26 protein-coding genes are annotated in these 25,639 nt (G+C 61.0%); 13 read left to right on the top strand and 13 right to left on the bottom strand.

Annotated features, from left to right (window positions below; all coding sequences use genetic code 11):
• The first annotated feature begins 27 nt into the window (after positions 1-27).
• Positions 28-1,236 carry an ammonium transporter gene (locus tag AD663_RS18465; protein ID WP_003183698.1) on the top strand — a complete coding sequence of 403 codons (1,209 nt, stop codon included), beginning with the start codon at positions 28-30 and terminating at the stop codon, positions 1,234-1,236.
• Between the two features lie 8 nt (positions 1,237-1,244).
• Here the strand turns inward: AD663_RS18465 and AD663_RS18460 are convergent, their stop codons facing one another.
• The gene (locus AD663_RS18460; RefSeq protein WP_053214312.1) at positions 1,245-2,957 is read right to left on the bottom strand and encodes a monovalent cation:proton antiporter-2 (CPA2) family protein; all 1,713 of its coding nucleotides are present in this window, start codon (positions 2,955-2,957) and stop codon (positions 1,245-1,247) included.
• 189 nt (positions 2,958-3,146) lie between these two features.
• Here AD663_RS18460 and AD663_RS18455 point away from each other — a divergent pair, with 189 nt between their 5' ends.
• The 3 genes from AD663_RS18455 to AD663_RS18445 all read left to right on the top strand — a co-directional run bounded on the left by AD663_RS18455 (position 3,147) and on the right by AD663_RS18445 (position 4,760).
• Entirely contained in the window at positions 3,147-3,386 is a 240-nt protein-coding gene (locus tag AD663_RS18455) for a glutaredoxin family protein (protein WP_003183694.1), read from the top strand.
• Positions 3,387-3,477: 91 nt separating this feature from the next.
• Positions 3,478-3,798, top strand: coding sequence for a hypothetical protein (locus tag AD663_RS18450; RefSeq protein WP_033046175.1), 321 nt, complete (start codon positions 3,478-3,480; stop codon positions 3,796-3,798).
• 71 nt (positions 3,799-3,869) lie between these two features.
• Positions 3,870-4,760, top strand: coding sequence for a pseudouridine synthase (locus AD663_RS18445; RefSeq protein ID WP_003183691.1), 891 nt, complete (start codon positions 3,870-3,872; stop codon positions 4,758-4,760).
• An 88-nt stretch (positions 4,761-4,848) separates the two neighbouring features.
• Here AD663_RS18445 and AD663_RS18440 read toward each other — a convergent pair whose 3' ends face one another.
• On the bottom strand, positions 4,849-5,070 hold the full coding sequence (locus AD663_RS18440; protein WP_003183689.1) for a YgdI/YgdR family lipoprotein: 222 nt from the start codon (positions 5,068-5,070) through the stop codon (positions 4,849-4,851).
• Between the two features lie 75 nt (positions 5,071-5,145).
• Positions 5,146-5,748: a molybdenum cofactor guanylyltransferase MobA gene (gene mobA / locus AD663_RS18435; protein WP_003183687.1), complete on the bottom strand. Its 603-nt coding sequence runs from the start codon at positions 5,746-5,748 to the stop codon at positions 5,146-5,148.
• A gap of 78 nt (positions 5,749-5,826) precedes the next feature.
• Here mobA and moaB point away from each other — a divergent pair, with 78 nt between their 5' ends.
• Complete coding sequence (moaB, locus tag AD663_RS18430; protein WP_003183685.1) at positions 5,827-6,366, top strand: molybdenum cofactor biosynthesis protein B; 540 nt, start codon at positions 5,827-5,829, stop codon at positions 6,364-6,366.
• A gap of 22 nt (positions 6,367-6,388) precedes the next feature.
• On the top strand, positions 6,389-7,576 hold the full coding sequence (gene glp / locus AD663_RS18425) for a gephyrin-like molybdotransferase Glp (protein ID WP_172680615.1): 1,188 nt from the start codon (positions 6,389-6,391) through the stop codon (positions 7,574-7,576).
• A 58-nt stretch (positions 7,577-7,634) separates the two neighbouring features.
• Here the strand turns inward: glp and AD663_RS29385 are convergent, their stop codons facing one another.
• Entirely contained in the window at positions 7,635-7,940 is a 306-nt protein-coding gene (locus tag AD663_RS29385) for a hypothetical protein (RefSeq protein WP_256217228.1), read from the bottom strand.
• A gap of 346 nt (positions 7,941-8,286) precedes the next feature.
• Between AD663_RS29385 and yegS the strand changes: the two genes are divergently transcribed.
• Positions 8,287-9,204, top strand: coding sequence for a lipid kinase YegS (gene yegS, locus AD663_RS18415; protein ID WP_053214309.1), 918 nt, complete (start codon positions 8,287-8,289; stop codon positions 9,202-9,204).
• On the opposite strand, the gene AD663_RS18410 is transcribed toward yegS, so the two are convergent.
• The 3 genes from AD663_RS18410 to AD663_RS18400 form a co-directional block, all read right to left on the bottom strand.
• Entirely contained in the window at positions 9,188-9,847 is a 660-nt protein-coding gene (locus tag AD663_RS18410) for a response regulator transcription factor (RefSeq protein WP_003183677.1), read from the bottom strand. The genes yegS and AD663_RS18410 overlap by 17 nt on opposite strands.
• Positions 9,844-10,737 (bottom strand): sensor histidine kinase, encoded by an 894-nt coding sequence (locus tag AD663_RS18405; RefSeq protein WP_003183675.1) that lies wholly within the window; start codon positions 10,735-10,737, stop codon positions 9,844-9,846. The genes AD663_RS18410 and AD663_RS18405 overlap by 4 nt, the downstream gene beginning before the upstream one ends.
• A 233-nt stretch (positions 10,738-10,970) precedes the next feature.
• On the bottom strand, positions 10,971-11,441 hold the full coding sequence (locus tag AD663_RS18400) for a hypothetical protein (RefSeq protein WP_003183673.1): 471 nt from the start codon (positions 11,439-11,441) through the stop codon (positions 10,971-10,973).
• A gap of 479 nt (positions 11,442-11,920) precedes the next feature.
• Here AD663_RS18400 and AD663_RS18395 point away from each other — a divergent pair, with 479 nt between their 5' ends.
• Together AD663_RS18395 and AD663_RS18390 are read left to right on the top strand one after the other, a co-directional pair.
• Positions 11,921-12,844, top strand: coding sequence for a chemotaxis protein CheV (locus AD663_RS18395; RefSeq protein ID WP_003183670.1), 924 nt, complete (start codon positions 11,921-11,923; stop codon positions 12,842-12,844).
• A 71-nt stretch (positions 12,845-12,915) separates the two neighbouring features.
• The gene (locus tag AD663_RS18390; RefSeq protein WP_003183666.1) at positions 12,916-13,725 is read left to right on the top strand and encodes an MOSC domain-containing protein; all 810 of its coding nucleotides are present in this window, start codon (positions 12,916-12,918) and stop codon (positions 13,723-13,725) included.
• Positions 13,726-13,792: 67 nt separating this feature from the next.
• Here AD663_RS18390 and AD663_RS18385 read toward each other — a convergent pair whose 3' ends face one another.
• From AD663_RS18385 to AD663_RS18360, 6 genes are all read right to left on the bottom strand, one after another.
• A complete protein-coding gene (locus AD663_RS18385) occupies positions 13,793-14,077 on the bottom strand; it encodes a pyrimidine/purine nucleoside phosphorylase (RefSeq protein WP_003183665.1) in 285 nt (94 codons plus the stop codon).
• A 93-nt stretch (positions 14,078-14,170) separates the two neighbouring features.
• Positions 14,171-14,713 (bottom strand): exonuclease domain-containing protein, encoded by a 543-nt coding sequence (locus AD663_RS18380; protein WP_003183663.1) that lies wholly within the window; start codon positions 14,711-14,713, stop codon positions 14,171-14,173.
• A 62-nt stretch (positions 14,714-14,775) separates the two neighbouring features.
• Positions 14,776-16,746 (bottom strand): acetyl/propionyl/methylcrotonyl-CoA carboxylase subunit alpha, encoded by a 1,971-nt coding sequence (locus AD663_RS18375; RefSeq protein ID WP_003183661.1) that lies wholly within the window; start codon positions 16,744-16,746, stop codon positions 14,776-14,778.
• Between the two features lie 170 nt (positions 16,747-16,916).
• Positions 16,917-18,074 (bottom strand): citronellyl-CoA dehydrogenase, encoded by a 1,158-nt coding sequence (gene atuD, locus AD663_RS18370; RefSeq protein ID WP_053214308.1) that lies wholly within the window; start codon positions 18,072-18,074, stop codon positions 16,917-16,919.
• Positions 18,075-18,118: 44 nt separating this feature from the next.
• Complete coding sequence (gene atuC / locus AD663_RS18365) at positions 18,119-19,735, bottom strand: geranyl-CoA carboxylase subunit beta (protein WP_053214307.1); 1,617 nt, start codon at positions 19,733-19,735, stop codon at positions 18,119-18,121.
• Positions 19,736-19,784: 49 nt separating this feature from the next.
• Positions 19,785-21,575, bottom strand: a complete 1,791-nt coding sequence (locus tag AD663_RS18360) for an acyclic terpene utilization AtuA family protein (RefSeq protein ID WP_053214306.1) — start codon at positions 21,573-21,575, stop codon at positions 19,785-19,787.
• 176 nt (positions 21,576-21,751) lie between these two features.
• Here AD663_RS18360 and AD663_RS18355 point away from each other — a divergent pair, with 176 nt between their 5' ends.
• The 4 genes from AD663_RS18355 (at position 21,752) to AD663_RS18340 (ending at position 25,610) form a co-directional block, all read left to right on the top strand.
• Positions 21,752-22,375, top strand: a complete 624-nt coding sequence (locus tag AD663_RS18355; RefSeq protein ID WP_003183653.1) for a TetR/AcrR family transcriptional regulator — start codon at positions 21,752-21,754, stop codon at positions 22,373-22,375.
• 112 nt (positions 22,376-22,487) lie between these two features.
• On the top strand, positions 22,488-23,270 hold the full coding sequence (locus AD663_RS18350) for an ABC transporter substrate-binding protein (RefSeq protein WP_053214305.1): 783 nt from the start codon (positions 22,488-22,490) through the stop codon (positions 23,268-23,270).
• Positions 23,271-23,339: 69 nt separating this feature from the next.
• Complete coding sequence (locus AD663_RS18345) at positions 23,340-24,353, top strand: GNAT family N-acetyltransferase (RefSeq protein WP_053214304.1); 1,014 nt, start codon at positions 23,340-23,342, stop codon at positions 24,351-24,353.
• A 309-nt stretch (positions 24,354-24,662) separates the two neighbouring features.
• Positions 24,663-25,610 carry an IS110 family transposase gene (locus AD663_RS18340; protein WP_003178485.1) on the top strand — a complete coding sequence of 316 codons (948 nt, stop codon included), beginning with the start codon at positions 24,663-24,665 and terminating at the stop codon, positions 25,608-25,610.
• Positions 25,611-25,639 lie beyond the last annotated feature (29 nt).

The following is a 25,639-nucleotide window of genomic DNA, read 5'->3' as shown; positions in this document are numbered from 1 at the left end:
TTCAACTTTTTCAGGTCTGCCAACCTCATGGAAAATATGCAAAGTGCCGTGGACAGTCTCGTCCACAGCTCCAACACGCTGTTCATCCTGCTCGGTGCGGTCATGGTTCTGGCCATGCATGCCGGTTTTGCCTTCCTTGAAGTGGGAACGGTCCGGTTGAAGAACCAAGTCAACGCACTGTCTAAAATTCTCAGCGATTTCGCTGTCTCGACCTTGGCGTATTTCTTTATAGGCTATTGGGTGTCCTATGGCGTGACCTTCCTGCAACCGGCGGCGGCCCTTAGTACCGATCATGGCTATAGCCTAGTGAAGTTTTTCTTCCTGCTGACCTTTGCCGCCGCGATCCCGGCCATCATTTCTGGCGGTATCGCCGAGCGTGCGCGTTTCGCGCCACAGTTGTGCGCCACGGTGCTGATCGTGGCGTTTGTCTATCCCTTCTTCGAAGGCGTGGTGTGGAACGGCAATTTTGGTGTGCAGGCCTGGTTGCAGGCCCGGTTCGGTGCCAGTTTCCATGATTTTGCCGGTTCCGTGGTGGTACACGCCATGGGCGGCTGGCTGGCGCTGGCCGCCGTGCTGTTGCTCGGGCCGCGTAACGGTCGCTACCGGGACGGTCGCCTGGTGGCGTTCGCGCCCTCGAGCATTCCGTTCCTGGCCCTGGGTTCGTGGATCCTGATTGTCGGTTGGTTCGGTTTCAACGTGATGAGTGCCCAGACATTGCCAGGGGTGAGTGGCCTGGTGGCGGTCAATTCCTTGATGGCCATGGTGGGCGGCACCGTGGCGGCGTTGGTTGTCGGGCGCAATGACCCGGGCTTCCTGCACAACGGCCCATTGGCCGGTTTGGTCGCGGTCTGTGCCGGTTCCGACTTGATGCATCCGGTGGGCGCGCTGGCGACCGGTGCGATTGCCGGGGCCTTGTTTGTCTGGTGCTTCACCGCGGCCCAGGGCAAGTGGAAGATCGACGATGTGCTCGGCGTCTGGCCCCTGCATGGCCTGTGTGGCGTCTGGGGCGGGATCGCCTGTGGCATCTTTGGCCAGGATGCGTTGGGTGGCCTGGGTGGGGTCAGCCTGGCCAGCCAGTTGATCGGCACGGCGCTGGGTGTCGTCGTTGCCCTGGCTGGCGGATTCGCGGTCTATGGCGTGATCAAGGCCTTGCTGGGCCTGCGCCTGACCCAGGAAGAGGAGTATTACGGTGCCGACCTGTCGATCCACAAGATCGGCGCGGTCAGCCAGGACTGACCGTCGCATCAAGGCTCCTTGTCCTGGTTGCCAGGATAAAAGCCGTGCAGCAGGCGATAGCGATCGTGACGGACCTGGTCCACGTGATGTTGGACCTGCTGTTCGGGCAGCCCGAGCATGATCAGGGCATGGGAAGCCAGCATCAGGCTCGACTCCAGCAGCTCCGGAACCACTTCGGTGGCTCCGGCAGCCTGCAACTCGGCCAGTTGGCTGTCATCACGGGTGCGCACCAGGATCGGCACCTGCGTGCTGACCCCTCTGGCCGCCTTGAGTACGGTGATGGCGATGTCAGTTTTGTCCACCGCGATCACCAACAGCCTGGCGCGGCTCAAGCCAACGGCAGCGAGCAGGTCGCCTCGTCGCGAATCCCCGTAATGCACGCATTTTTCCCCGACGGTGGCCTCCTGAATAATGACCGGGTCGTCGTCCAGGGCGACGAACGCCTGGTTTTCCCGGCGCAGGAACCGGCCGATTGACTGGCCGACGCGCCCGTAGCCGCAGATCACCACATGCCCCGACAAGCCGGCATTGAGTGCACTGATCTGATCCAGTTGCGCCTCTTCGTTGGGCTTGCGATGCAGGCGGGCGGCAATGCGCGGCGCGGCGCGCAGTAACAGTGGGGTCAACAGCATCGAGCAGAACGTTGCCGCCAGCAGCAGGCCGCTGATCTCGGCGGGCATGAGGCGGTTCTGCTGCATTGATGCCATCAACGCAAAACAGAATTCGCCACCTTGGGCCAGGGCCAGACCGCTGCGCCAGGCCGTTTCACCATCGCTGCCGCGCCATTTGACCAGGGCGGCGACCACGCAGCCCTTGATCAGCATCAGGCCGAGGCAAAGCCCTAGGATCAGCAGGCCATCGGTGATGAACAGTTGCAGGTCGATGAGCATGCCGATACTGACGAAAAACAGCCCGAGCAGGATGTCGCGGAATGGGCGTATATCGGCCTCGATCTGGTGTCGGTAATGACTTTCCCCAAGCAGCATGCCCGCCAGGAAAGCCCCCAATGCCGGTGACAATCCCAGCAGGTGGGTCAGCCACGCCGTCAGCAGTACGATCACCAGGGCCAGCAGTACGAACAGTTCCGCGGACCGGGACGCGGCCACCTCGTGAAACAGTCGGGGCAATACCCAGCGGCTGGCCAGCAGCAGGCCACCGAACAGGACCAGGGTCTTGCCCAGGGTCACAGGCAGTGCCCAATACCACGGGTGTTCGCTGCTGCCGGCGAACACCGGCACGAGGGTCAGCAGCAGCACTGCGACAACATCCTGGAATAGCAGGACGCCAATGGCGTTCTGGCCATGGCTGCTGAAAATTTCCCCGAGGCTGGTCAGTTCCTTGCTGACAATGGCGGTGGAAGACAAGGCCAGTCCCGCGCCGAGCAACAGTGCGACGACTACCGGGGCACCGGCCAATGCCAGCAGCGCGGCCAGGAGCGCTGCTGAGCACAACACCTGCAGGCTGCCGAGGCCGAACACCACTCGGCGCAGCTCCAGCATCTTCGACAGGGAAAATTCCAGCCCCAGCGAGAACAGCAGGAACACCACCCCGAGTTCGGCCAGGTCCGGCAGTTCTTCACTGTCGTTGATCCAGTCCAGCGCGGTCGGTCCGACCGCCAGCCCGACGCAGAGGTAGCCCAGCACCGGGGGAAGGCGTAGCCGCCTGAACAGGGCGATGACCACCAGGGACGAGGCGAGGATGATCAGCAGGTTGGCAAACAAGGGGAACTCCATTTCAAGGCTGCAACGCACAGCGTAGAGGGGAAAATGCGACAAGGGTCGCCGCAAAAGCATTGGCGTCCAGTGATTTGCATCAGCGTTTTACCGAAACACCTTGACGCGGGCTCGCAACTCGACGGTTTCCAGGGGCAGGCCTAGAATGACCGTCTCTCTTTTTTGGGTCTACCTGCCATGCTTCCTGAATGCCAGTTGTTCGGCACCCTGGGTTGTCATCTCTGCGAAGTCGCCGAAGCCATGCTGATGCCTTTCGTTGTTGAAGAACACTTACTGGTGGAACTGGTGGACATTTCAGAAAACGAAGCCTGGGTGGACGATTATGCGTTGCGTATCCCGGTGCTGCGCAGGCTGGATACCGGGGCCGAGCTGGAGTGGCCCTTCGAGACCGAACAGATCGCCAATTTCCTGCGTTGAGCGTGCGTCCGTCGGTTCCTGATACGACGATTGGCGATAACCGGGTGTTTCGGTTACTGTATGCCCATACAGCTATCCGGAGTGTGCCCCCTTGGTCAATGTCGAACAACTAAAAAGCAGCGTAAACAGGATGTCCGCGGACGTTGTGCACGAGGCGGTCCTGGAATTGCGCCTGGATGGATTGGTTACCGAAGGCAAGACGCCCTTCAATAAACTGCATTTCAATACCTGTTTCGCCGAGATCGAGGCACTGTTCCAGCGTGCCGGCTATCACAAGCAGCTGGACGTGGTGGGTTACCAGGGCTTGTTGTACGCGTTGTACGATCCGGGTCGCTGGGAGGCGGTGGACGTGCTGCGCTGGCTGAAGGAATTCACCGAGGCGGCGGCAAAGCCTGCTTCACTCCCGGCATGAAGCAATAGCGCTGGGCGGGCTTGCGTGACTGGCGGATAATGCCGTCCTGCAAAAAACGTCAAGAGTCTTCAATGTCAGGTTCATCGTTTTCCGCCGCTCACCATCAGGCCAGCACTTTGTATTTGCCGCCCGGCTCATGGCCGACGGTGCTGGAGTGCCTGTGCGAACATTTCAGCGCCATCAGCCGCGAGCAATGGCTGGACCGGATCGCCCGGGGCCGGGTTTTGGACGGAGAGGGCAGGGCCATTCGCGCCGACTTGCCTTACCGTGAAGGCCTGCGCATTCATTATTTCCGTGAAGTGCCCGACGAGAAGCCAATCCCGGTGGTGGAGTCGATCCTGTACGCGGACGAGCATCTGGTGGTGGCGGACAAACCACATTTCCTGCCGGTCACGCCGGCGGGCGAATATGTCGAGCAAACCTTGCTGCGACGCCTGATCCGTCGGCTGGACAATCCTCATCTGGTGCCTTTGCATCGTATCGACCGGCATACCGCCGGGCTGGTGTTGTTTTCGGCCAACCCCCACACCCGTTCGGCGTATCAATCGCTGTTCCCGACACGGCAGATCGAAAAGCGCTACCAGGCCATTGCCCGAGCGTTGCCTGGGTTGACCTTCCCCCGGGTGCATAGAAGCCGGATGATCGATGGTGAACCGTTCTTCCGAATGCAGGAAGGGCCGGGCGAGCCCAATACCGAAACGGCCATCGAAGTGCTGGAACGCAACGGTGGGCTGTGGCGTTATGGCTTGTACCCCGTCACGGGCAAGAAGCATCAGTTGCGGGTTCACATGAGCGCCCTTGGGGCTGGGATCTGCAATGATCCGTTTTATCCTGATGTGCTTCGGGACGTTGAGGATGACTATGCCAACCCATTGAAACTGCTGGCTCAGGGGTTGCGTTTTGTCGATCCGGTTTCGGGTGAAGAGCGCGTGTTCGAGAGCAGTATTGTGTTGCAGTGGTAGTTGCCCAAAACGAAGCCAAAAAAAACGGTGCTTTCCTCTTCAGGAAGCACCGTTTTTTTTAGCTACATCGGGGCAGCAGCGTTACAAATTACAAATCCTTAACAGTACGAACCTGATCCTTGTTCACGCGGGTCTGCTTGCCATCCAGCTGTTCGAATTCGTAGAAGCCGCTTTCTTCGTCGTACTTGGGGGTGTCGACGGCCTGGATTTCGCGACCGTCATTCAAGGTAATCACTGTAGGCGATGCGCACCCGGCGAGAGTGGCGAGGCCCAGAGCGAGCATGAAAGTGGCGAGGGTCCGTTGAGTCATGGTGTTTCTCCGAAATGGATTCTTCAAGTTACTGACCTTCAGACGTATACAACGCGCGCAAGTTCCTGGCTAGTGTCAATCTGACACGCCTTTATGCTGCGCCAGCAATTGCGGCGTATTCAGATTTGCCAGCCGCGGATCGTCGGCAGGGCATTGCAGCGCAACGGCACGAAGGGTGCGCATGATACGGCCGGGGCTGCGTTCGCCTTCGTTCCAAGCCTGTTCGAAGGTCGCGGCCAGGGTTACAGGAATGACGCACAGCAGAGGCTCCCAATGCTCGCCTTGTCGCACCATCAGCGGTGTATACGGGTGTTGGCTGGCCGTTATGCGCATGCTGTCGAGCAGGCTTGCGTCGATTTGCGGTACATCGCACGGCAGCACCAGCAGATACGGATGCCGGGCAGTCTTCAGGCCCGCCCGAATGCCTGCCAATGGCCCGGGAAAATCTCCCTCATCGTCATGCACCAACTGATCGGCGTACAACGCGTAGCGTTCCCGGTTACGGTTGCAGGAAATAATCAAGTCATCGCTCATGGCCCGGGTCTTGCGATGCAAATGCGCGATCAGCGGTTCGCCTTGCCACTCCACCAGGCCTTTGTCCTGGCCGCCCATGCGTTGCCCGCGCCCGCCCGCCAGGAGCAGGATGGAGCAGGGCGACAGGGGTGTGTTCGGGCTCATGGCGTGTCTCCGCAGGGGCGAAAAAATGAAGCGCTGTGATATAACACCAGGCTGTTTTCCCTACAACTGGAAGAGCCTATGAAAGCCAAGGCTGATGTACCTTTCGTGCCGCTCAATATCGCGGTGCTGACAGTCAGTGATACCCGTACGCTGGAAACCGACACCTCGGGGCAGGTCTTCGTCGATCGGCTCACGGCGGCCGGCCACAACCTGGCAGAGCGGGTCCTGCTCAAGGATGATTTGTACAAGATCCGGGCGCAAGTCGCGACCTGGATTGCCGAGGACGTCGTGCAAGTGGTGCTGATCACCGGTGGCACCGGTTTCACCGGGCGTGACAGCACGCCGGAAGCCGTCACGTGCCTGCTGGACAAGCAGGTGGATGGCTTTGGCGAACTGTTCCGGCAGATTTCGGTGGCAGACATCGGTACTTCCACCGTGCAGTCCCGGGCGCTGGCGGGCCTGGCCAATGGCACGCTGGTGTGCTGCCTGCCAGGGTCGACCAACGCGGTGCGTACCGGGTGGGACGGGATCCTGGCCGAGCAGTTGGACGTGCGCCACCGTCCCTGTAATTTCGTGGCTCATTTGAAACAGGCTGCACCTTGTGAATCCCGTGGGTAAACCGGGCAAGGCGGGCGCCTTGATGGCCGTCGAGGTTGCGTTGGAGCGATTGCTGGAGATGGCGAACGCCACGCCGATCCTGCAGCGCGAGCGCTTGCCGTTGGCCTTGGCACAGGGGCGGGTGCTTGCCGAGGATCTGGTATCGACCCTGGACCTGCCCCCCTGGCCCAACAGTGCCATGGACGGTTATGCCTTGCGACTGGCAGACTGGAAGGGCGAGCCGTTGGCGGTCAGTCAGCGGATTTTCGCCGGACAGGCCCCGGAGCCGCTGGCCCTCGGTACCTGTGCGCGGATCTTCACTGGGGCCCCGGTTCCAGACGGCGCCGACTGTGTCGAGATGCAGGAAAACGCCGTGGTCGATAGCGACGAGCGGGTAAGGTTTACCGAGCCGATGCGCAGTGGGCAAAACATTCGTCCGCAAGGACAGGAAACGACCGTGGGTGAGCAAGTTCTCGCTGCCGGTACGCGCCTGGGGCCGATCGAGCTGGGGCTGGCGGCATCCCTGGGTTGTGCATCGGTGGAGGTGGTGCGCAAGGTCCGTGTCGCGGTCCTGTCCACCGGTGATGAGCTGGTCGAGCCCGGGCAGGCACTGGGCCCCGGCCAGATCTACAACAGCAACCGCGTGGTGCTGTGTGGCTGGCTGCAAGGCATGGGCTGCGAGGTGGTTGATGCGGGCATCCTGCCTGACGATTTGCCGGCTACCCGCGCACGCCTGGCGCAACTGTCGGAGGTCGACCTGATCCTGTCCACTGGCGGGGTATCGGTGGGAGAGGCGGACTTTCTCGGCATAGCCCTGCGCGAGGACGGTGAGCTGGCGCTGTGGAAACTCGCTATCAAGCCTGGCAAGCCGCTGACGTTCGGGCATTACCGAGGCGTGCCGGTGATAGGCCTGCCTGGAAACCCGGCTTCGACCCTGGTGACCTTCGCGCTGCTGGCAAGGCCTTACCTGCTGAGACGTCAGGGCGTTCAGTCGGTGGCGCCGCTCACGTTCAAGGTGCCGGCCGGTTTCGCCTGGCCGAAGGCGGGCAGTCGGCGGGAATACCTGCGAGGCCGTATGGAAAACGGTCGAGCGATCATCTACCGCAATCAAAGCTCCGGTGTGCTGCGCAGCGCGGCCTGGGCCGACGGCTTGGTCGAAGTACTCGAAGAGCGGACGCTGATGGAGGGCGATGAAGTAGGCTTCATTCCCTTGAGCGAGCTCCTGGGCTAGCACGTTGGCAGATGTTCATGGCCCGAGCTGGATGCCCGGGCCTGTTCCCTCGCCACGCTTATCGCGTGAGCAGCATCACCAACTGATCGAAACGGTTGTTCGCAACCCACCCCAGCAGGCCGAGTACCACCGCCGCCGCGCCGGCCGAATAGGCCAGCCTGTGACGGATTATCTTCACGTCGGTACGAATTTCATCCATGTCTTTACGGATGTATTTAAGGTGGGTTTCCAGTTCAACGACGCGCGGTTCCAAATCGATTCCTCCAATGGGACTACTGCAACTGCATTCGTTTCGAGTATCGGCCCGCTTGTTTCCCAAGGACGGGATTTGCGGGGGAGAGAGCTTGTATTCATGGTTACGCATGGGACGGTTCATCCCCTTGGCCATGATTGTTCGAACCACTGATCCGGCCCCAGCGGGGCGCGATGTATCCATCCATGGGTGAGTACTTCCTTGTGCTGGTTAGATTTTTACCGGTCCGGCAAAACAGAATGCCAAGGTGTCTCAATACCGACGGAGGGTCAATTGAGCTGATTCGCCAGATCTTGTAAGAAAACTCTTCGAATGCAGAAATCCCGATCGAATGAGCGGTTCCGTAGGTTTCTTCGGTGGCCGGCGTGACTATTTTTTATTTAGATCGAATGCTTCGGGCTTTTTCGGCGCATCGAGCGGTCCCATTTCCTGAACCTTCCAATGACGGAGAAAACGCATGAGCAAAGGCAAGGCGCTGTTGATTTTGCATGGCAAGCAAGCGCTCAACGAAGAGGTTCGCGCAGCGGTAATGCTCAAGCGCAAGCAGGGTTGGGACCTGGCGGTACGGTTGACCTGGGAAGCCGGTGACGCCCAGCGATGCGTTAACGAGGCCCTCGATGCCGGTCATACGCATCTGATCGCCGGCGGCGGCGACGGGACCTTGCGTGATATCGCCGAAGCGATTGTCCAGCAGTCCGGTGGCGCCAGCCTCGTCCTGCTGCCGCTGGGCACTGCCAATGATTTTGCCCGGGCGGCCGGCGTCCCGCTGGAACCGGAACAGGCCCTGGATTTGCTGGACGTCGCGCCGCAGCCCATCGACGTGGGCGAAGTTGGCGGTCGGATCTTCCTGAACATGGCCACGGGTGGCTTCGGCAGCCAAGTGACCGCGAACACGTCGGAAGACCTGAAAAAAGTCTTGGGAGGCGCCGCCTACCTGTTCACCGGTTTGTCACGGTTCAGCGAGCTGAGCGCCGCCTATGGCGAACTGCAGGGCCCGGGTTTTCACTGGCAGGGCGATTTGCTGGCGCTGGGCATTGGCAATGGCCAGCAAGCGGGGGGCGGCCATGTACTGTGCCCGGAAGCGGTAGCCGATGATGGGCTGCTCGACGTCAGCATTTTGCCGGCGCCCCAGGAAGTGGTCAGTACGTTGAAGGATCTGCTGGCGGGCGGGCTGGGCATCGACAATATGTTTGTCCGGGCCCGCTTGCCCTGGATAGAAATCAAGGTCGCGCAAGGCCTGGACATCAATCTGGATGGCGAGCCGTTGCAGGTCGACACCTTGCGTTTCACGGTACGCCCGAAGGCTTTGCGTGTGCACCTGCCAGCCGGTTCGCCTCTGTTGGGGAACTCGGCGGCGCTCAATCGTCCAGGCTGATGATCTGTTCGCGCACGGCGAACAGCACGAGGCCGGCCACATCATGGATCTGCAAGCGCTTCATGATTTGTGCCCGGTGGGTTTCCACGGTCTTGATGCTCAGGCTCAGGCCGTTGGCGATTTCCCGGGTGGACTTGCCGCGCACGATCAGCCGCAGGATCTCCAGTTGGCGCGCCGTCAGATTATGGGTCTGGGAAGGATCGGGCTGATGTTTCTGAACGCGGGTCAGGGCTTGGTTGATCACAGTGTGGGCGATGGCGGGGCTCAGGTAGCGTTCGTTGTTGCGCAGCGCTTCCAGGGCGTGTTTCAGCTCGTTGGGGGTGGTGTCCTTGAGCAGGTAGCCATGGGCTCCGTACTCCAGCGCCTGCATGATCAACGCGGGATCCGTGTGCATGGACAGGATCAATACTTTGCTGTGGGGACGCACGCGCTTGAGTTGCTGCAAGGCATCCAGGCCGCTGGTGTCCTTCATGGAAATGTCCAGCAGCACGATATCGGGTGCGAGCCGTTCCACTATCTCCACCAATTGCGTGCCGTCATTGGCTTCGCCGATGACGGCATAGCCGGGGATATCCATGACGAGGGCGCGGACGCCGGCCCTGATCAGGGAATGGTCGTCGACCAGAAGCAAATTACAAATCAATGGAGAACCTTATTCTTGCTGGCTCGTTCCAGGGAACGAGGGGCCCAGGGGAAGCGTGCTTCGATGTGGGTGCCCTTGCCGGTTTCGCTGACGACCTTGAGGGTGCCGCCCAGCTGTTCGACGCGCTCGGACATGCCGGCCATGCCGCGTTGACCTTCGCGGGCAGGATGGCTGGCCGGGACGAACCCCTGGCCATCGTCGCTGATCAGCAGGGTCAGGCCATCGGGTTGGCGTTGCAGGCACACCAGCAGGTTTGTCGCCTGGGCATGGCGCAAAATGTTGGTGACCGCTTCCTGGGTAATTCGGAAGACCGCCATCGATATTTGCTCAGGAATGCCCGTCATGCGCTGCTGGCAATCGAGGCTCCAGTTCACCGGGGCGTTGGCCAGGGTTTTTAGCAGGTGCGCCCGCAGGCTGGCTTCAAGGCCCAAGCTGGCCAGTTGCCTGGGGTTGAGGATTGCCGAGACGTCGCGGACCTTGTCGAGGGTTTCATCCAGGGTCTGGCAAAGAATCGTGCATTGGCCCTGCAACTCCTCGGGCATCCGGCGCTTGAGCCATTCGCTTTGCAGTTTCGCCGCCGTCAGCAATTGGCCAATGTCGTCGTGCAATTCCCGGCTGAGGCGATGGCGCTCGTTTTCCTGGACTTCCAGCAGCCGGTCGGCCAGTTCCTGGGGCTGGAACTTGATGGACTTGCGCGACAAACGGTGGTGGATCCAGACACAGGTCATGGCTGCGACATTCACGACCAGCAGGCTCAATGGCACCGTATGTGCGAACAAGTAACTCAGCAGGCAGCCGACTGCCGAGCAGATGCACAACAGCAATGTGAAACGACGGGCATTTTCTCGGGAGGGAGGCCAGGTGAGGAAAGACTTGAGGCTGGCGTGCATAGCGGATGGAGCCAATGAATGTTCGCTGCGGGCAGGCCCGTCAGCGCATCTGACAGGCCGGGTCGGGTAAACGTTTAAGGTCGAACGCGGCTTCGGTTGGCGGCGCTTTGGCGCTGTCTCGAAGCGAGTGACGCGGGAGATAGTATCACTTCATATATCGTTGGTCGCGCTCGGTATGCCAGGGTGAAGACAAGCAGGGCAGGCTCGACGCGCCGGGTTTTGCAACATCGGCATCAGGCCTGTTTCTGGGGGTACGCTACCAGTCCCAGCGGACGTGACGCTGCCAGTACTTGGCTGGGGCTCTGGCCGATCTGGAAGGCAAACGCTTCGATCAAAGACACCTGTTCGCTGCTGTCCAGGCCGAGTTGGCCAGTGGTTTGATCGACCAGTTCCAGTTGCCAGGCCATCAGCGTGAAGCAATCCTTCAGCGCATCCAGGGCCTGGTCGTGCAGCTCCATGTGGTTCTGCGCATGAGTAAGCAGGCCATGGATATGCAACGAGAATTCCGAAACGGCTTCCAGCGCCAGGGTGTTGGTTTTGTTTGCCAGTTTCAACAAGGTGCTGAGCATGCAGTCGATGGCATCCTTGTCATTATTGATCAATTGCAAATGACTCAGGCATTCCTCCGATTTGGCCAGAAGCGTTTCGGCCTCGATCAGCAATTCGGGCAGGCGCTGGTTCCAGTTCCTACGGTCGTTCGGCATGCTTATCTCCACAACATCATGTCAGGCGAAAGAAAACCGCGTACGGAGAACGGCTGGGTCTCAAGGTCTGCAACAGGCGGATACACGGCGGCACGTGCGTGCGATTCAGCGAAGGCGAACTCGCTGATTAATGCACTGGCAAGATCGGCCGAAAGACAGTAGGTCCGATGTCCCGTGGTCGCGCACAAAAGCCTGACTCCGTTCAGCAATGAGAATGGCGTCACATTAATGGCTATTGCATAGCGGGAATATCAGGTTGGACCTGATTGTGCCTAGGGGAATCCCTTAGGCAGCGGAACTTTGTGCGCAAACCGGAGTCGCGCAGCGAAGAAAACAGCGGGTGAAAGCAGGAAGCCAGTAAAGCATGATGTTAATGTGACATCAATGCTTCCCGTGCTTATTTTATGCGGGTCAAGATTCGGCTGACGTGGCCGATATCTCGTTTATTGGATTCATCCGAACAAGCCCAGGAGTCATCGATGGCCGGCATTCTCGACACAGTAGATCAACGAACCCAATTGGTGGGTGAGAATCGCCTGGAAATTCTCATGTTCCGCCTGGCGGGTCGGCAATTGTTTGCCATCAACGTGTTCAAGGTCCAGGAAGTGTTGCAACTGCCCAAGTTGACGCTGATGCCCCAGCGCCACCCGTTCGTCTGCGGCGTGGTCAATCTGCGGGGCCAGACGTTGCCGGTGATTGACTTGTCCCAGGCCATCGGCATGCGTCCGCTGGTGCCGGGCCCCAACAGCACCATCATCGTCACTGAATACAACCGCTCGGTCCAGGCGTTCCTGGTGGGCGGCGTCGACCGTATCGTCAACATGAACTGGGAAGCCATCCTGCCACCGCCGACCAGCGCTGGCCGCGAGCATTACCTGACGGCGATCAGCAAAGTGGACGATCAGTTGGTGGAAATCATCGACGTGGAGAAAGTCCTTGCCGAAATCGTGCCGTACAACGCCAAGGTCTCGCGGGACAAACTCGAAGACCCGGTGCTGGAGCGCGCCCGCGGTCGCGAAGTGCTGCTGGTGGACGATTCCAACGTCGCGCTCTCGCAACTGCGCGACACCTTGGGTCAGTTGGGCGTGAAAATGCACATCGCCAGCGATGGCCTGAAAGCCCTGAACATGCTCAAGGCCTGGGCCGATACCGGCGAGGTCATGACTGACAAATTGCTGATGATCTTCACCGACGCGGAAATGCCGGAAATGGACGGCTACCGCCTGACCACCGAAATCCGCAACGATCCGCGTCTGCGCGGGCTCTACGTGGTGCTGCACACCTCTCTGTCCGGCAGCTTCAACGATTCGATGGTCAAGAAGGTCGGTTGCGACAACTTCCTCTCCAAATTCCAGCCGGACAAGCTGGTCGACGTGGTTCGCCAACGGCTGATGCTCGACTGAAACCGATGTTGGTTTGCTTCGATGGCGGGCTCGTATAAGGTGGCGTTTTTTCGCCTCCAGGGAAGTTGACCATGTTGCGGTTGAGCGCGCTGTATCGGTATCCGTTGAAGTCCGGCAAGGGCCAGTCCCTGCAAGGGATTGGCCTGGACAAGCTGGGGCTGGACGGTGACCGGCGCTGGATGCTGGTGGATGAAGGCACCGGTCGTTTCCTGACCCAGCGCGCCGTGGCGAAAATGAGCCAGCTCTCAGCCTTGTGGAACGAGGCGGGCGGGTTGACGCTCAGCGCGCCGGGCCACGGCACCCTTGACGTGCCGCTGCCTCCCAGCCTCGAGGAGCAACTGCGCGGCGTGATCATTTGGCGCGACACCTTGCGTGTGCCGGATGCCGGTGATGAGGCGGCGGCCTGGGTCAGCGAATTCATCGGCAATCCGACTCGGCTGGTGCATGTGCCGGTGGAATTGGCGCGCACCACCGCAGTCGGGTATGGCAAGGACGACGACAAGGTCGCTTTCGCGGACGGCTTCCCTTTGCTGCTGATTGGCCAGGCTTCTTTGCACGACCTGTCGAATCGGGTCGGTCGCCCGCTGGAAATGCTGCGCTTTCGGCCCAACCTGGTAATCGAGGGCAGCGAGGCGTTCGCCGAAGACGGCTGGAAGCGCATTCGCATCGGCGAGGTGGAGTTCCGGCTGGTCAAGCCATGCTCGCGCTGCATCATGACCACGGTCGATCCTCAAACCGGCGAACGCGATCCGAATCGCGAACCCTTCGCCACGTTGCAGCACTACCGTTCGACACCGGACGGGGCGATGTTCGGCCAGAACCTGGTCAACGACAGCAACGGTCGGCTGGAAGTCGGCATGGCGGTCGAAGTGCTCGAATAAGCACTGTGCTTGATAAAAAAATGCCCGTGTCGTTGGACACGGGCATTTTTTTTATCGAGGTGCAGACTCAGCCGCGATATTCACACAGATAGGCAGTGTCGACGGCCACTTTGAGCTGGAACTTGCTGTTGGCCGGTACATTGAACTGGCTGCCGGCAGCAAAGGTTTCCCAGTCGGTGCTGTCGGGCAGTTTTACGGTCAGGGCACCGGAGACGACGTGCATGATTTCACGCTGGGCCGTGCCGAATTCGTATTCGCCCGGAGCCATGACGCCGATGGTCGCGGGGCCTTCGGCAGTGCCGAAAGCGATCGACTTGACGGTGCCGTCGAAGTACTCGTTGACTTTAAACATGGGCGATTCCTCGAAAAAGGGGCTGAAAAAGGCCGGCCAGTATGCACAAGCCTTCAGCGTTCGTCATCTGCCGCACCGACGCGTGCCCGGCGCTCAACCGGGCAGCACCAGGGGTAACAACCGTGCCGTATTGCGCGCATCTTCCAGCGCGCGGTGTTGTTGACCGTTGAATTGCAGGCCAGCCAGTTGCAACGCGCCGTTGAGCCCCGTTGGCCGTTCCAGTCGGCGCGCTTTGGCGAAGCGCTGCTTGAGGTTCATGTGCGGGAGCTGGACGAGAACGCTGTGCAACTGTTGATGCTGCCATTCCTGGAGCAATTGCTTGCGATCGTAGTCGCCCCAGCTCACCCAGCCCTCCAGGTTCGCGTGGTAGGGCGCCAGCCAACGCTCGAACGCCGGCCAGACCTCGGTCAAAGGCGCGGCGCTGTCGATGCTGGCTTGGGTGATGTGGGTCAGCTCGCGGCAGAAAGGTGTGAGCAGCGGCCGTCTCAAGGGCCGCACGAAGCGCTGGAAGTGGTCCACTTCGCGACCGTCACGATTCACCAACGTGGCGCCGATTTCAATAATTTCCATTTCGGTTACCGGCCAGCCACCTTCATCGGTGGTGGCCTCCAGATCAATCACCAGCCAGTGAGGCATTGCAAGGTTCCCGGTATCGGCGTGTCGATAGGTTTGAGCGTAGTCAAACCCGGCGCATCCGCCTAGTCACCCGTTTCCACGACCAACAAAACCTGGCGGCTCTTCACTTGTTCGCCCGGTTTGACCCGCAATTGTCTGATTATGCCGTCGACGCTCGCCTTGAGCGGATGCTCCATTTTCATCGCTTCGAGCACCACCAACAGTTGGCCCTGGCGTACCGCGCAGCCTTCGCTGACCAGCACCTCGACAATGGCGCCGTCCATGGGCGCCTTCAGCGTACCGTCTTGCAGGCTGGCCCTGGGCACGACGGCAGCGAGGGTCCGGTCCTGAAAGTGCAGGCCGCCGGGGCGAGTGGACAGCCACAGCTCAGTGCCCTCGAGGCGCCAGGCATGGTGTTGGCGAATGCCATTGATCATCAGCGTGGCGCCACATCGATCGACCTCAAGCAGCTTCAGCTCGATCAAATGCTCGGCAACGTGGATGCTCAACGTTCCATCTGTTGCAGCGGCGAGGGTTAGCGTCCAGTCGCGCTCTCCCGCGCCAATCCGGTAGTGGCGCGCCGTGCCGGCATTGTTGCTCCATCCAGCCAGATCGGGTGCATGCCGCGCCTGGGAGGCTTGATAAAACACCGCCGTGGCAATCGCGAGCTGTTCGGTTGAGGGCTCTGGCTCTTGCCCCTCGGGGAGCCCGGCGAAATGCTGCCCGATGAAACCGGTGCCGAAGTCGCCATCGATGAACTGCGGATGGGCCAGCAAGCCGGCGAGCAATCGCAAATTGCTCTGCACGCCGAGCAGCAGGCAGTCTTGCACCGCCCGCAACAACCTGCGTCGAGCTTCCTCCCGAGAGGCCCCGTGAGCGATGAGTTTGCCGAGCATCGGGTCGTAGAATGGGGTGATGAGCTGGCCTTCCAACAGGCCATGATCGATGCGCAGGCCCTCCCTGGAGGGCGGCGTCCAGCCGATCAGACGGCCGGTCTGAGGCACGAAATTCGCCGCCGGGTCCTCTGCATAAAGCCGTACTTCCATCGCATGGCCGCGCAGTTGTACCTGGTCCTGGGTCAGAGGCAGCGGCAAGCCTGCGGCGACGTCCAGTTGCCAAGCCACCAAGTCCAGGCCGGTGATCAACTCGGTGACCGGATGTTCGACTTGCAGGCGGGTATTCATCTCCAGGAAATAAAAACGGCCGTGCGCCGCGAGCAAAAACTCCACGGTCCCGGCACCGACATAATTGACTGCGCGCCCCGCCTTGAGCGCCGCTTCGCCCATGGCCTGGCGCAGCTCGGCGGTCATGACCGGGCAGGGCGCTTCTTCGATGATTTTCTGATGGCGCCGCTGGATCGAACAGTCCCGTTCCCCCAGGTGAATCAGATGACCGTGCTGGTCGCCAAAAATCTGCACTTCCACGTGTCGCGGGTCGATCAGGGCCTGTTCAAGGATCAACTCGTCATTGCCGAAGCCATGCAGGGCTTCGGAGCGCGCGCTGTGCAATTGTTCCGGCAGGTCCTCGGCGCGCTCGACCAGGCGCATGCCTCGCCCGCCGCCACCGGCACTGGCCTTGATCATCAGCGGGAAGCCGATGCGCCCGGCTTCCCGGCACAGCGTGTCGTCGTCCTGGGCGGCGCCTTGATAGCCGGCGATACACGGGACGCCGGCGGCGAGCAGGGCGATTTTCGAACGTCGTTTGCTGCCCATCAGCTCGATGGCGTCGGCGCTGGGGCCGATAAAGACGATACCGGCCTCTTCGCAGGCCCGGGCGAAGCCGGCATTTTCCGAGAGAAAACCGTAGCCGGGATGGATCGCATCGGCACCGCTGCGCCGGGCCGCGGCGAGAATGGCCGACGGGTTGAGGTAGGACTGTTGCACCGGGGCCGGGCCGATCAGCAGCGCTTCGTCGGCCATGCGCACATGCAGCGCGTCGGCGTCGGCCTCGCTGTACACCGCGACCGTGCGGTAGCCCTGTGACTGGGCGGTGCGCTGGATCCGGCAGGCGATTTCGCCGCGGTTGGCAATGAGGATTTTGCTGAAGGCGGGCATGGCTTCATTCCTGGTTTTTTTGCGGTATCTGGGCGGGCGCCTTCGCGAGCAAGCCCGCTCCCACAGTTGATCTTCAGCGAACAGCAGATCCACATAAAACACAGCACTCCTGTGGGAGCGGGCTTGCTCGCGAAGCTTCTCTGAACCTCACAACATCGGTGGCCAGCCATTCACTTGTTCTTCCCCGGCAAAGTGCCCATGAACTTGCAGATGATGCCCAGCATGATCTCGTCCGCTCCGGCGCCGATGGACACCAGGCGTACGTCACGATAGGCCCGGGCCACCGGGTTATCCCACATGAAACCCATGCCGCCCCAATATTGCAGGCAACTGTCGGTGACTTCCCGGGCCAGCCGCCCGGCCTTGAGCTTGGCCATCGACGCCAGCCGCGTAACGTCCTGGCCGCCGATGTATTGCTCGGTGGCCTGATAGACCAGCGCCCGCAGGCTCTCGATCTCGCTGGCCAGTTCCGCCAGGCGAAAGTGGATGACTTGGTTATCGATCAGGGCCGTGCCGAAGGTCTTGCGCTCCTTGCAATACTCGATGGTGCTGTCGATGCAATGCTCCAGGCCCCTGATCATATTCGCCGCGCCGAACAGTCGTTCCTCCTGGAATTGCAGCATCTGCATCATGAATCCGGCGCCTTCCTGACCGATGCGGTTGCGTTGCGGCACGCGAACATCATCGAAAAACACCTGGGCCGTTTCCGAACTGCGCATGCCGAGTTTGTCCAGGTGCGGGCCGAGGCTGACGCCGGGGCTGCGCATCGGCACGATGATCAGCGATTTGTTGACGTGAGGCTTGTCGTCGGAGGTGTTGGCCAGCAGGCAAATGAAGTCGGCGCTCGGGGCGTTGGTGATCCACATTTTGCTGCCGTTGATGATGTAGTCGTCGCCATCCTTGCGTGCGGTGGTCTTGAGCCCGGCGACGTCGGAGCCGGCACCGACCTCCGAGACACCGATGCACCCCACCTGTTCGCCGCGGATGGCCGGGCGCAGGAATGCTTCGCGCAGTTCATCGGAGCCGAACCGCGCCAAGGCCGGTGTGCACATGTCGGTCTGAACGCCGATGGACATCGGTACGCCGCCGCAATGGATGGTGCCGAACGCCTCGGCGGCGACGATCGAATAGCTGTAGTCCAGGCCCATGCCGCCGAACGCTTGCGGCTTGGAAATGCCCAGCAGGCCGAGTTCGCCGGCCTTGCGGAACACCTCGTGGATGGGAAAGCGCCCAGCCTTTTCCCACTCGTCGACGTAGGGGTTGATGTCGTGCTCGACGAACTGGCAAACGGTACGCCGCAATGCTTCATGTTCCTGGGTGAAAATCATTTTTATTGTTCTCCTGGGGTGGCGCTCAGCATTCCTTCATGCGGTCAGAAACGGGCCACGCCGAAGCTGTTGGCTTGCAGCGGCCGGAGCTCGGCTTCGTGGCAGATGTCCAGCAGGTAGCCGAGCAGCGTGCGGGTGTCCCGGGGGTCGATGAGCCCGTCGTCCCATAGATTGGCGCTGCCATAGAGGGCGGTGGATTGGCTGTCGAGTGTCTGAGCGGTGGATTGTTCGAGCAGATCGAGCATCTTCGGATCGGGAGGCGTGCCGTTCTTGAGTTGCGTGGCCTCGGTGACAATGCGCAGCACCTTTCCGGCTTGGGCGCCGCCCATCACCGCGGTGTGGCTGTTGGGCCAGGCGAAGATAAAGCGTGGGTCCAGCCCACGGCCGCACATGGCGTAATTGCCGGCGCCATAGGAACCGCCTACTACCACGGTCAATTTGGGCACCCGGGCATTGGCCACGGCCTGGATCATCTTGGCGCCGTGCTTGATCACCCCTTGTCGCTCCGACTCGGTGCCGACCATGAATCCGGTGGTGTTGTGCAGGAACAGCAACGGTGTGCGGCTCTGGTCGCACAGCTGGATAAACTGCGCGGCTTTGCTTGCGCCCTTGGGCGTGATCGGTCCGTTGTTGCCGATCAGGCCGCAGGCATGGCCGCGAATGTGCAAGTGGCCGCAAATCGTCTGGGTGTCGAATTCGCTTTTGAACTCGAGGAAATTCGAGGCGTCGGCGATGCGGGCGACTATTTCCCGCACGTCGTAGGGCTTTTTCGGATCGTCGGGAATCAATCCCAGCAATTCTTCGGGCGGGTACAGCGGCTCCATCCAACTCCGTTCGGGCTGTGCTGGCAGCTGCGCGTTCCAGGGCAGCGCGCTGAGGATTTCCCGGGCCAGGCGCACGCCGTCGGCATCGTTTTCGGCCAGGTATTCGGCGGTGCCCGCTACCTGCGCATGCATCTGTGCACCGCCCAGCTCTTCCTCGTTGGCGACCTCGCCGGTGGCGGCCTTGAGCAGCGGCGGCCCGGCCAGGAACAGCCGCGCCTTGTCGCGCACCACCACGACATAGTCAGAAAGCCCCGGCTGATACGCGCCGCCCGCCGTGGCCGAACCATGCACCACGGTGATCTGGGGCAAGCCCATGGCCGACATCCGCGCCTGGTTGGCAAAGCTGCGCGCGCCTTCGACGAAAATCTGCGCGGCATAATTGAGATTGGCACCGCCGCTTTCGGCGAGCGTGATGACCGGCAGTCTGTTTTCCATCGCGATCTGTTGCAGGCGCAGGGTCTTGTGCAGACCGCTGGGAGAAATGGTCCCGCCCTTGATTGCGCTGTTGTTGACCACCACCAGCACCCGCACCGCGCAGACGTAGCCGATCCCCGCAATCAGCCCGCCGCCGGCCTGGCTGCCGTCTTTATCATCATGGAGCTTGTAGCCGGCCAGGCTCGCCAGTTCGAGAAACGGCGCGCCTGGGTCCAACAGCAGGTTCAGGCGCTGGCGCGGCAGCAGTTGGCCGCGCCGGTCGAACTTGGCCTGGGCCTGGGCGGCTTTCTCCAGCACGGCCTGTTCGAGCTGGCGCAGTTGCTTCACGCCGGCCAGCATCGCCGCGTGATTGCGGGCGAACTCGGCGCTGTGCGGGTCAAGCTGCGATTCGATGACTGGCATGAATTTCCCTCGTGCTTGAGTCGAGCCCTTGGCCAGGGAGCAAACTCCCTCAGTTGACTTGATCGGCAATGTGTTGCGGCACCGGTATCTGGATCTCCAGCAACTGCTGGGCGAACGCCTTGCCTTGCGGGTCGATGCGCAGGCTGGCGACACCGCCGCCACCGAGGGCGTTCTCCAGGAGGAAATTCAAACTGTGGGTGCCCGGCAAATACCAGCGCTCGACACGGCCCAGCAGCGGATCGATCACGTGGCTCATCCAGTCGACGATGACTTCCGGCGTCAGCGCCTCGGCGATCCACGGCAGGTATTCAGGCTCGCGGGCGATCACGCCGATGTTGCTGTGGTTGCCTTTGTCCCCCGAGCGCGCCACCGCCAGCTTGATCAGCGGCACGCTGGCGTCGGCGCGGCCCTGGGGTTTGGGCAGGTCCGGGGTCACCGGCAAATCGCTGGTTTCCAGCGGTTCGAGGACGGGCAGGGGACAGGGGAGACGCTGGCCGGCGAACTCGATTTCGAGCTGGCAGGCGGCTTTGTCGATCAGAAACGAGAACAGGCGGATCAATGGCGACACCGTCGGCCGGCCACCGACCATGCCCGTCAGCCCCGGCGCCATGCCGGTGGCGGCCTGGGCAATCTCCCTGGCAAACAAGTCCAGCGCTTGCTTGTCCGGGTGCCGTACCGCCAACTTGATCACCACCTCCCGGCTGTCTCGGCGCTGGCCATGCTGGCCATAGGTGGCTTCGCTGCCCAGCAGCTCGACGTTCACTTCGCTATAGGGCGCCCAGCCGCGCTGCAGAAACAATTCAGACGTCTTGGCAATGATCGCCTGGCTGACCCTTTCGGCCTTGGCCACTGCATCGATGCCGGCAATCAGGCACGTGGCCGTGCAGCGAAAACCGTCCGGCCAGGTGGCGCAAACCTTGTATTGATCGGTTGGCGGTAGGCCTTTGGCACCCTGCACGCGCACGGCGTGCTTGCCTTGCTGGATCAACCTGACCTGGCTGAAATCACAGATCACGTCCGGCAGCAGGTAGCCTTGCGGGTCGCCGATTTCGTAAAGCAATTGCTCGCCGACCGTCAGCGGCGTGACCAGGCCGCCGGTGCCTTCGGCCTTGGTGACGATGAACTGACCGTCGGCGCTGACTTCGACGATGGGAAACCCGATGCGCTCGTAATCCGGCACGTCCTGCCAATCGGTGAAATTGCCGCCGGTGCATTGGGCGCCGCATTCGATCAGATGCCCGGCCAGCGCGGCCTGGGCCAGCTTGTCGTAATCGTGCCAGGCCCAACCGAATTCATGCACCAGGGCGGCGCTGACCACGGCGCTGTCCACCACCCGACCGGTGATCACTACGTCGGCTCCCTGTCCCAGCGCCTCGACAATGCCGGGTGCGCCGAGGTAAGCGTTGATGGATAAGCACGTCGGCGGCAGAGAGGCGCCGTCGGACATCTCGCGGATATCCTGGTCGGCGAGCCGCGCCCGTTGCGGTTGCAGGTCATCGCCCAACAGCACGGCGATCTTCAGCGGCACGCCGGCCTGGTCACACGCCGCTTGCAGGGCGGCGGCGCAGGCCTGGGGATTGACCCCGCCGGCGTTGGCGATGACGCGAATCCTGCGCTCATGCAAATGCTGCAACAACGGTGAAAGGACTTCGATAAAGTCTGTGGCATAACCGGCCAGCGGATCCTTCATGCGCTTGGCGGCCATGATCGACATCGTCACTTCGGCCAGGTAATCGAACACCAGGTAATCCAGCGCCCCTTGCTCGACCAACTGCGCCGCAGCGGTACAGGTATCGCCCCAGAAGGCGCTGGCGCAACCGATACGGATCGTTTCTGGCATGGGACTCCCTCCTGCACAGGTGAATCGAGCCTACCAAGCAAGCGCTTGGTCTGTAAATGGGCGCAGGTTCCGTTACCGAGCGCTTGCTAGGTTGTCCCGCTGGGCTTAAATTGCCCGCGCCACCTTGGTGGGGTGGGAGTGTCCGCGCGTTGATCATCGACTGTAGGAGAGATTGGGTGGACGAGCAAAAAGCCCTGGGTGTCATGCGTGAACTGGTCGATAACGGGCAACTGACCGACCCGGACAGTGCGCGGGGCAAATTGCTCCAGACCGCCGCCCACCTGTTTCGCAACAAAGGCTTCGAACGCACCACGGTACGCGACCTGGCGAGCGCGGTGGGCATTCAGTCGGGCAGCATTTTTCACCACTTCAAGAGCAAGGACGAGATCCTGCGGGCGGTGATGGAAGAAACCATCCGCTACAACACCGCATTGATGCGCGCTGCCCTGGCCGAGGCGGGCAGTGTTCGTGAGCGGGTGCTGGCGCTGATTCGGTGCGAATTGCAGTCGATCATGGGCGGAAGCGGCGAGGCGATGGCGGTGCTGGTCTATGAGTGGCGCTCATTATCCGAGCAAGGGCAACGGCAAGTGCTGGCCCTGCGCGATATTTATGAAGACTTGTGGCTTGAAGTATTGGGCCAGGCCAAGGAGGCCGGGTATATTCGAGGGGACGTATTCATCACCCGGCGTTTTCTCACCGGCGCGTTGTCCTGGACCACCACGTGGTTTCGCGTCGAAGGCAGCCTGAGCCTCGACGAGCTGGCCGAACAGGCCCTGATCCTGGTGCTTGAAGAAAAATAATAATCACGCGGCGCTTTTAATCTGGCCGTAAAGCTGGCTAAGCGGCTGAAACCGCCTAGCTTGACTGTATCGATGGGTACTTTGGGGAGTGGTTATCTTGACGTTTTTGCCGATGGGGATCACCTCGCGTGTGCTGCTGGCTGCTCTTGCCATCTTGTTGACGCTGCCAGTCGAGGCGGCGCAACTGGTGCGGATCGGCGCCGCACACTTTCCGCCCTATACCGTTCGCCCCGAAAATGGCGCCGATACCGGGTTATTGCCGCAACTGGTGGAAGCCCTGAATCAGTCGCAGACCGACTACCAGTTCGTACTGGTCCCCACTTCGATTCCACGCCGCTTCAACGATTTCAAGCAAGGGCGGGTGGACATGGCGATCTTCGAGAACCCGGAGTGGGGCTGGCAGGATGTGCCGCATACCTCAGTGGACATGGGACTGGAAGATGCGGAGGTCTTCGTCGCCCAGCGCGAACCGGATCGCCAGCAAAACTACTTCGCGGACCTGAGGGGCAAGCGCCTGGCGCTGTTCAGCGGTTACCACTACGCCTTTGCCGAATTCAACGCCGACCCCAAGTTCCTCGTTGGTCAATACAACGCCACGCTGACCTATTCCCACGACAGCAATCTGTTGATGGTGCTGCGGGGGCGAGCAGATATTGCCCTGGTGACCCGTTCGTATCTCAACGACTACGTGCTGCGCAATCCCGAAGTCGGCCCGCAGTTGCTGGTGTCCCAACGTATCGACCAGCTTTACCACCATTACGCGCTGATCCGGCCGCAGGCGCCCATTTCCAGCGATGCGTTCGGGCAATTGCTGCAAACGCTACGGGACAATGGCCAGTTGCTGAAAATCTTCAAGCCTTACCAGATCGATCTGGTGACGACGCACTCCCATTGAAGCTGGCCTAAATTTCCCCTCCCGGCTCACGTCCCACGTTGACTACCGACGAATACGCGAGTCCCTTTCATGTCCTCTCTCAATCACTCGGCGGCGCTGCCCATGCCCGGCGGTCGCCGCCTCGGCGCCGATGAAACCGAACGCCACCTGAGCCTGATGCTTGAAGGCGCGCCGCTGATCCGGCTGCGCCTGGAGCGTGGCCCCGAGCTGCACGTGCATTTGCAGGAAATCAATGATCGACCGATGGGGCCGGCGCTATGGGCGGCCTGCTATTGGCTGCTTGCCCGCGATCCAGACTGCCAACGCCTGGCCTGGCATCTCGATGAGCGCCCCGGCGAAGCCTTGCTCAGCGGCTTGCTGACGGGCACGGCGCGCAAGGGTGAATACGTGTGCGAGCGCGCGATGTTCTGGCAATTGCCGCAGCCTTGGCTGGGGGAATCGTTCAATGGCAGTTATCCACAACAGATGACCATCACCGATGGCCGGCGCCATCCACGCCGGCCCGTGAAACCACGTGGCGAAGTGTACCGGCGTTTCGATGCGCGACTCGGGGCCTGGGTGTCCTTGCGGACCGTGGAGATCGAGCAGGACCTGATGCGTTTCAACCGCTGGCAGAACAATCCACGGGTGGCGAGTTTTTGGCAGGAGGAGGGCAGCCTGGAACAGCATCGCGAATACCTGGACAAGCTGCAGGACGATCCGCGGGTCTTGACCTTGATCGGTTGCTTCGATGACCAGCCGTTTGCCTATTTCGAAGCCTATTGGGCGAAGGAAGATCGCATCGCGCCGTTCTATCAGGCTGGAAACTATGATCGCGGCATCCACATGCTGGTGGGCGAAGAGCAGCACCGCGGACCGCACAAGGTCGCGAGCTGGCTATCGGCACTGGTGCACTACCTGTTTCTGGACGACCCACGCACCCAGCGCGTCGTGGCCGAGCCCCGGGCCGACAATGCGCGGATGATCGGGCATTTGCACAACCAGTGCTTCCACTGTGAGAAGGAATTCGATTTCCCCCACAAGCGCGCCGCGCTGATGATCCTGGGACGCGAGCGGTTTTTTGATCGGTGTGCGTTGGTGTGAATTGCGCCGCGAATGAAACCCTGTGGGAGCGGGCTTGCTCGCGAATGAGCACTAACATCCAGCACCAATGCAAACTGACCCACCGATATCGCGAGCAAGCTCGCTTGTATGGTAGGACTTGAAGGGAGGAGGAGGGACAAAGCTCGATTCTGACTGTTAGCCGCAGTACAGACCGTGGGAGATTTCACCCCTCCTCCTTTCACCCAAGCGCCGATAAAGAATGCATCTGGCCTAGACCGACGATAGGAACAAGCCTGCGCCTCTGGGTGAACCCTTCAAGTGTTCAAACCTTAGCCCGGAGGATTTTCAATGGCAATGCCGGTTTCTGTCGTAAAGCCGATCGTGGGTGTTGATGTCGCCAAGGATGAGTTGGTGATTTATCACGCAGAAACAGATCGACTCGAAGCGATCCCCAACACCAAAGCTGCGATCAAGAAGTGGCTCAAGGCGTTGCCCGCGCCAGTGGATGTCGCCATCGAAGCCACCAATATCTATCACCAGGAATTCGCCGACCTGGCTTATGCGCAAGGTTGTGTGATCTACATGATCGGCGGCTACGAGCTCAGCCATTACCGCAAAGGTGTGAAAGTTCGCGCTAAAACCGATGCGCTGGATGCTCGGTTGTTGGCTCGTTACTTGAACAACGAAGGCCACCAGTTGCACCCATGGACCCCGCCATCGCCCCTGTATTGCCGGCTTATAAGCCTTTTCCGGCGCCGAGCAGCCTTGGTTCAGGCGCGTGTCAGCCTCAAGCAAAGTTGGTCCAACGAACCGTTGCTCAAAACGGCGTTTGAGCACCAGATAAAGGCCATGCAACGACTGGAAATCTTGCTCGAGAAAACAATCCAGACGCAGTTGGAAGCAGCTGGCTTGAGCGCTCAGCTCAAGCGTTGCATGAAAGTCGAAGGTATCGGCCTATTGAGCGGTGCCCGTTTGCTCACGTCGTTTCAGCGTGGGGATTTCAGAAATGCCGATGCCTTCATCGCTTTTCTGGGCCTAGACCTGCGTATATCGGATTCAGGGAAAAAGAAGGGACGCCGCTGCTTGTCTAAGCGAGGTGACCCAGAGGCACGTCGATTGATGCATAACGCCGCGATGTCGGCGAGGCGCACAGCGGCATGGAAGGGTTTTTATGAGGCACTGAGGGCCCGGGGACTCAGCACAACCGAAGCATTAGTTGCACTGGCCCGCAAGCTTGCTCGAGTGGTATTCGCCCTGCTGAAGAACCAGAGCGAATACTTACCGAAAGGCATTTAAGGGGTAGCCCCGCACCATAGAATCTCCCA

Origin of the sequence: Pseudomonas sp. Q12-87, from assembly GCF_001269755.1 — a bacterium.
Classification (GTDB): Bacteria; Pseudomonadota; Gammaproteobacteria; order Pseudomonadales; family Pseudomonadaceae; genus Aquipseudomonas; species Aquipseudomonas fluorescens_S.
This window is presented reverse-complemented; position numbering and strand designations above follow the sequence as displayed.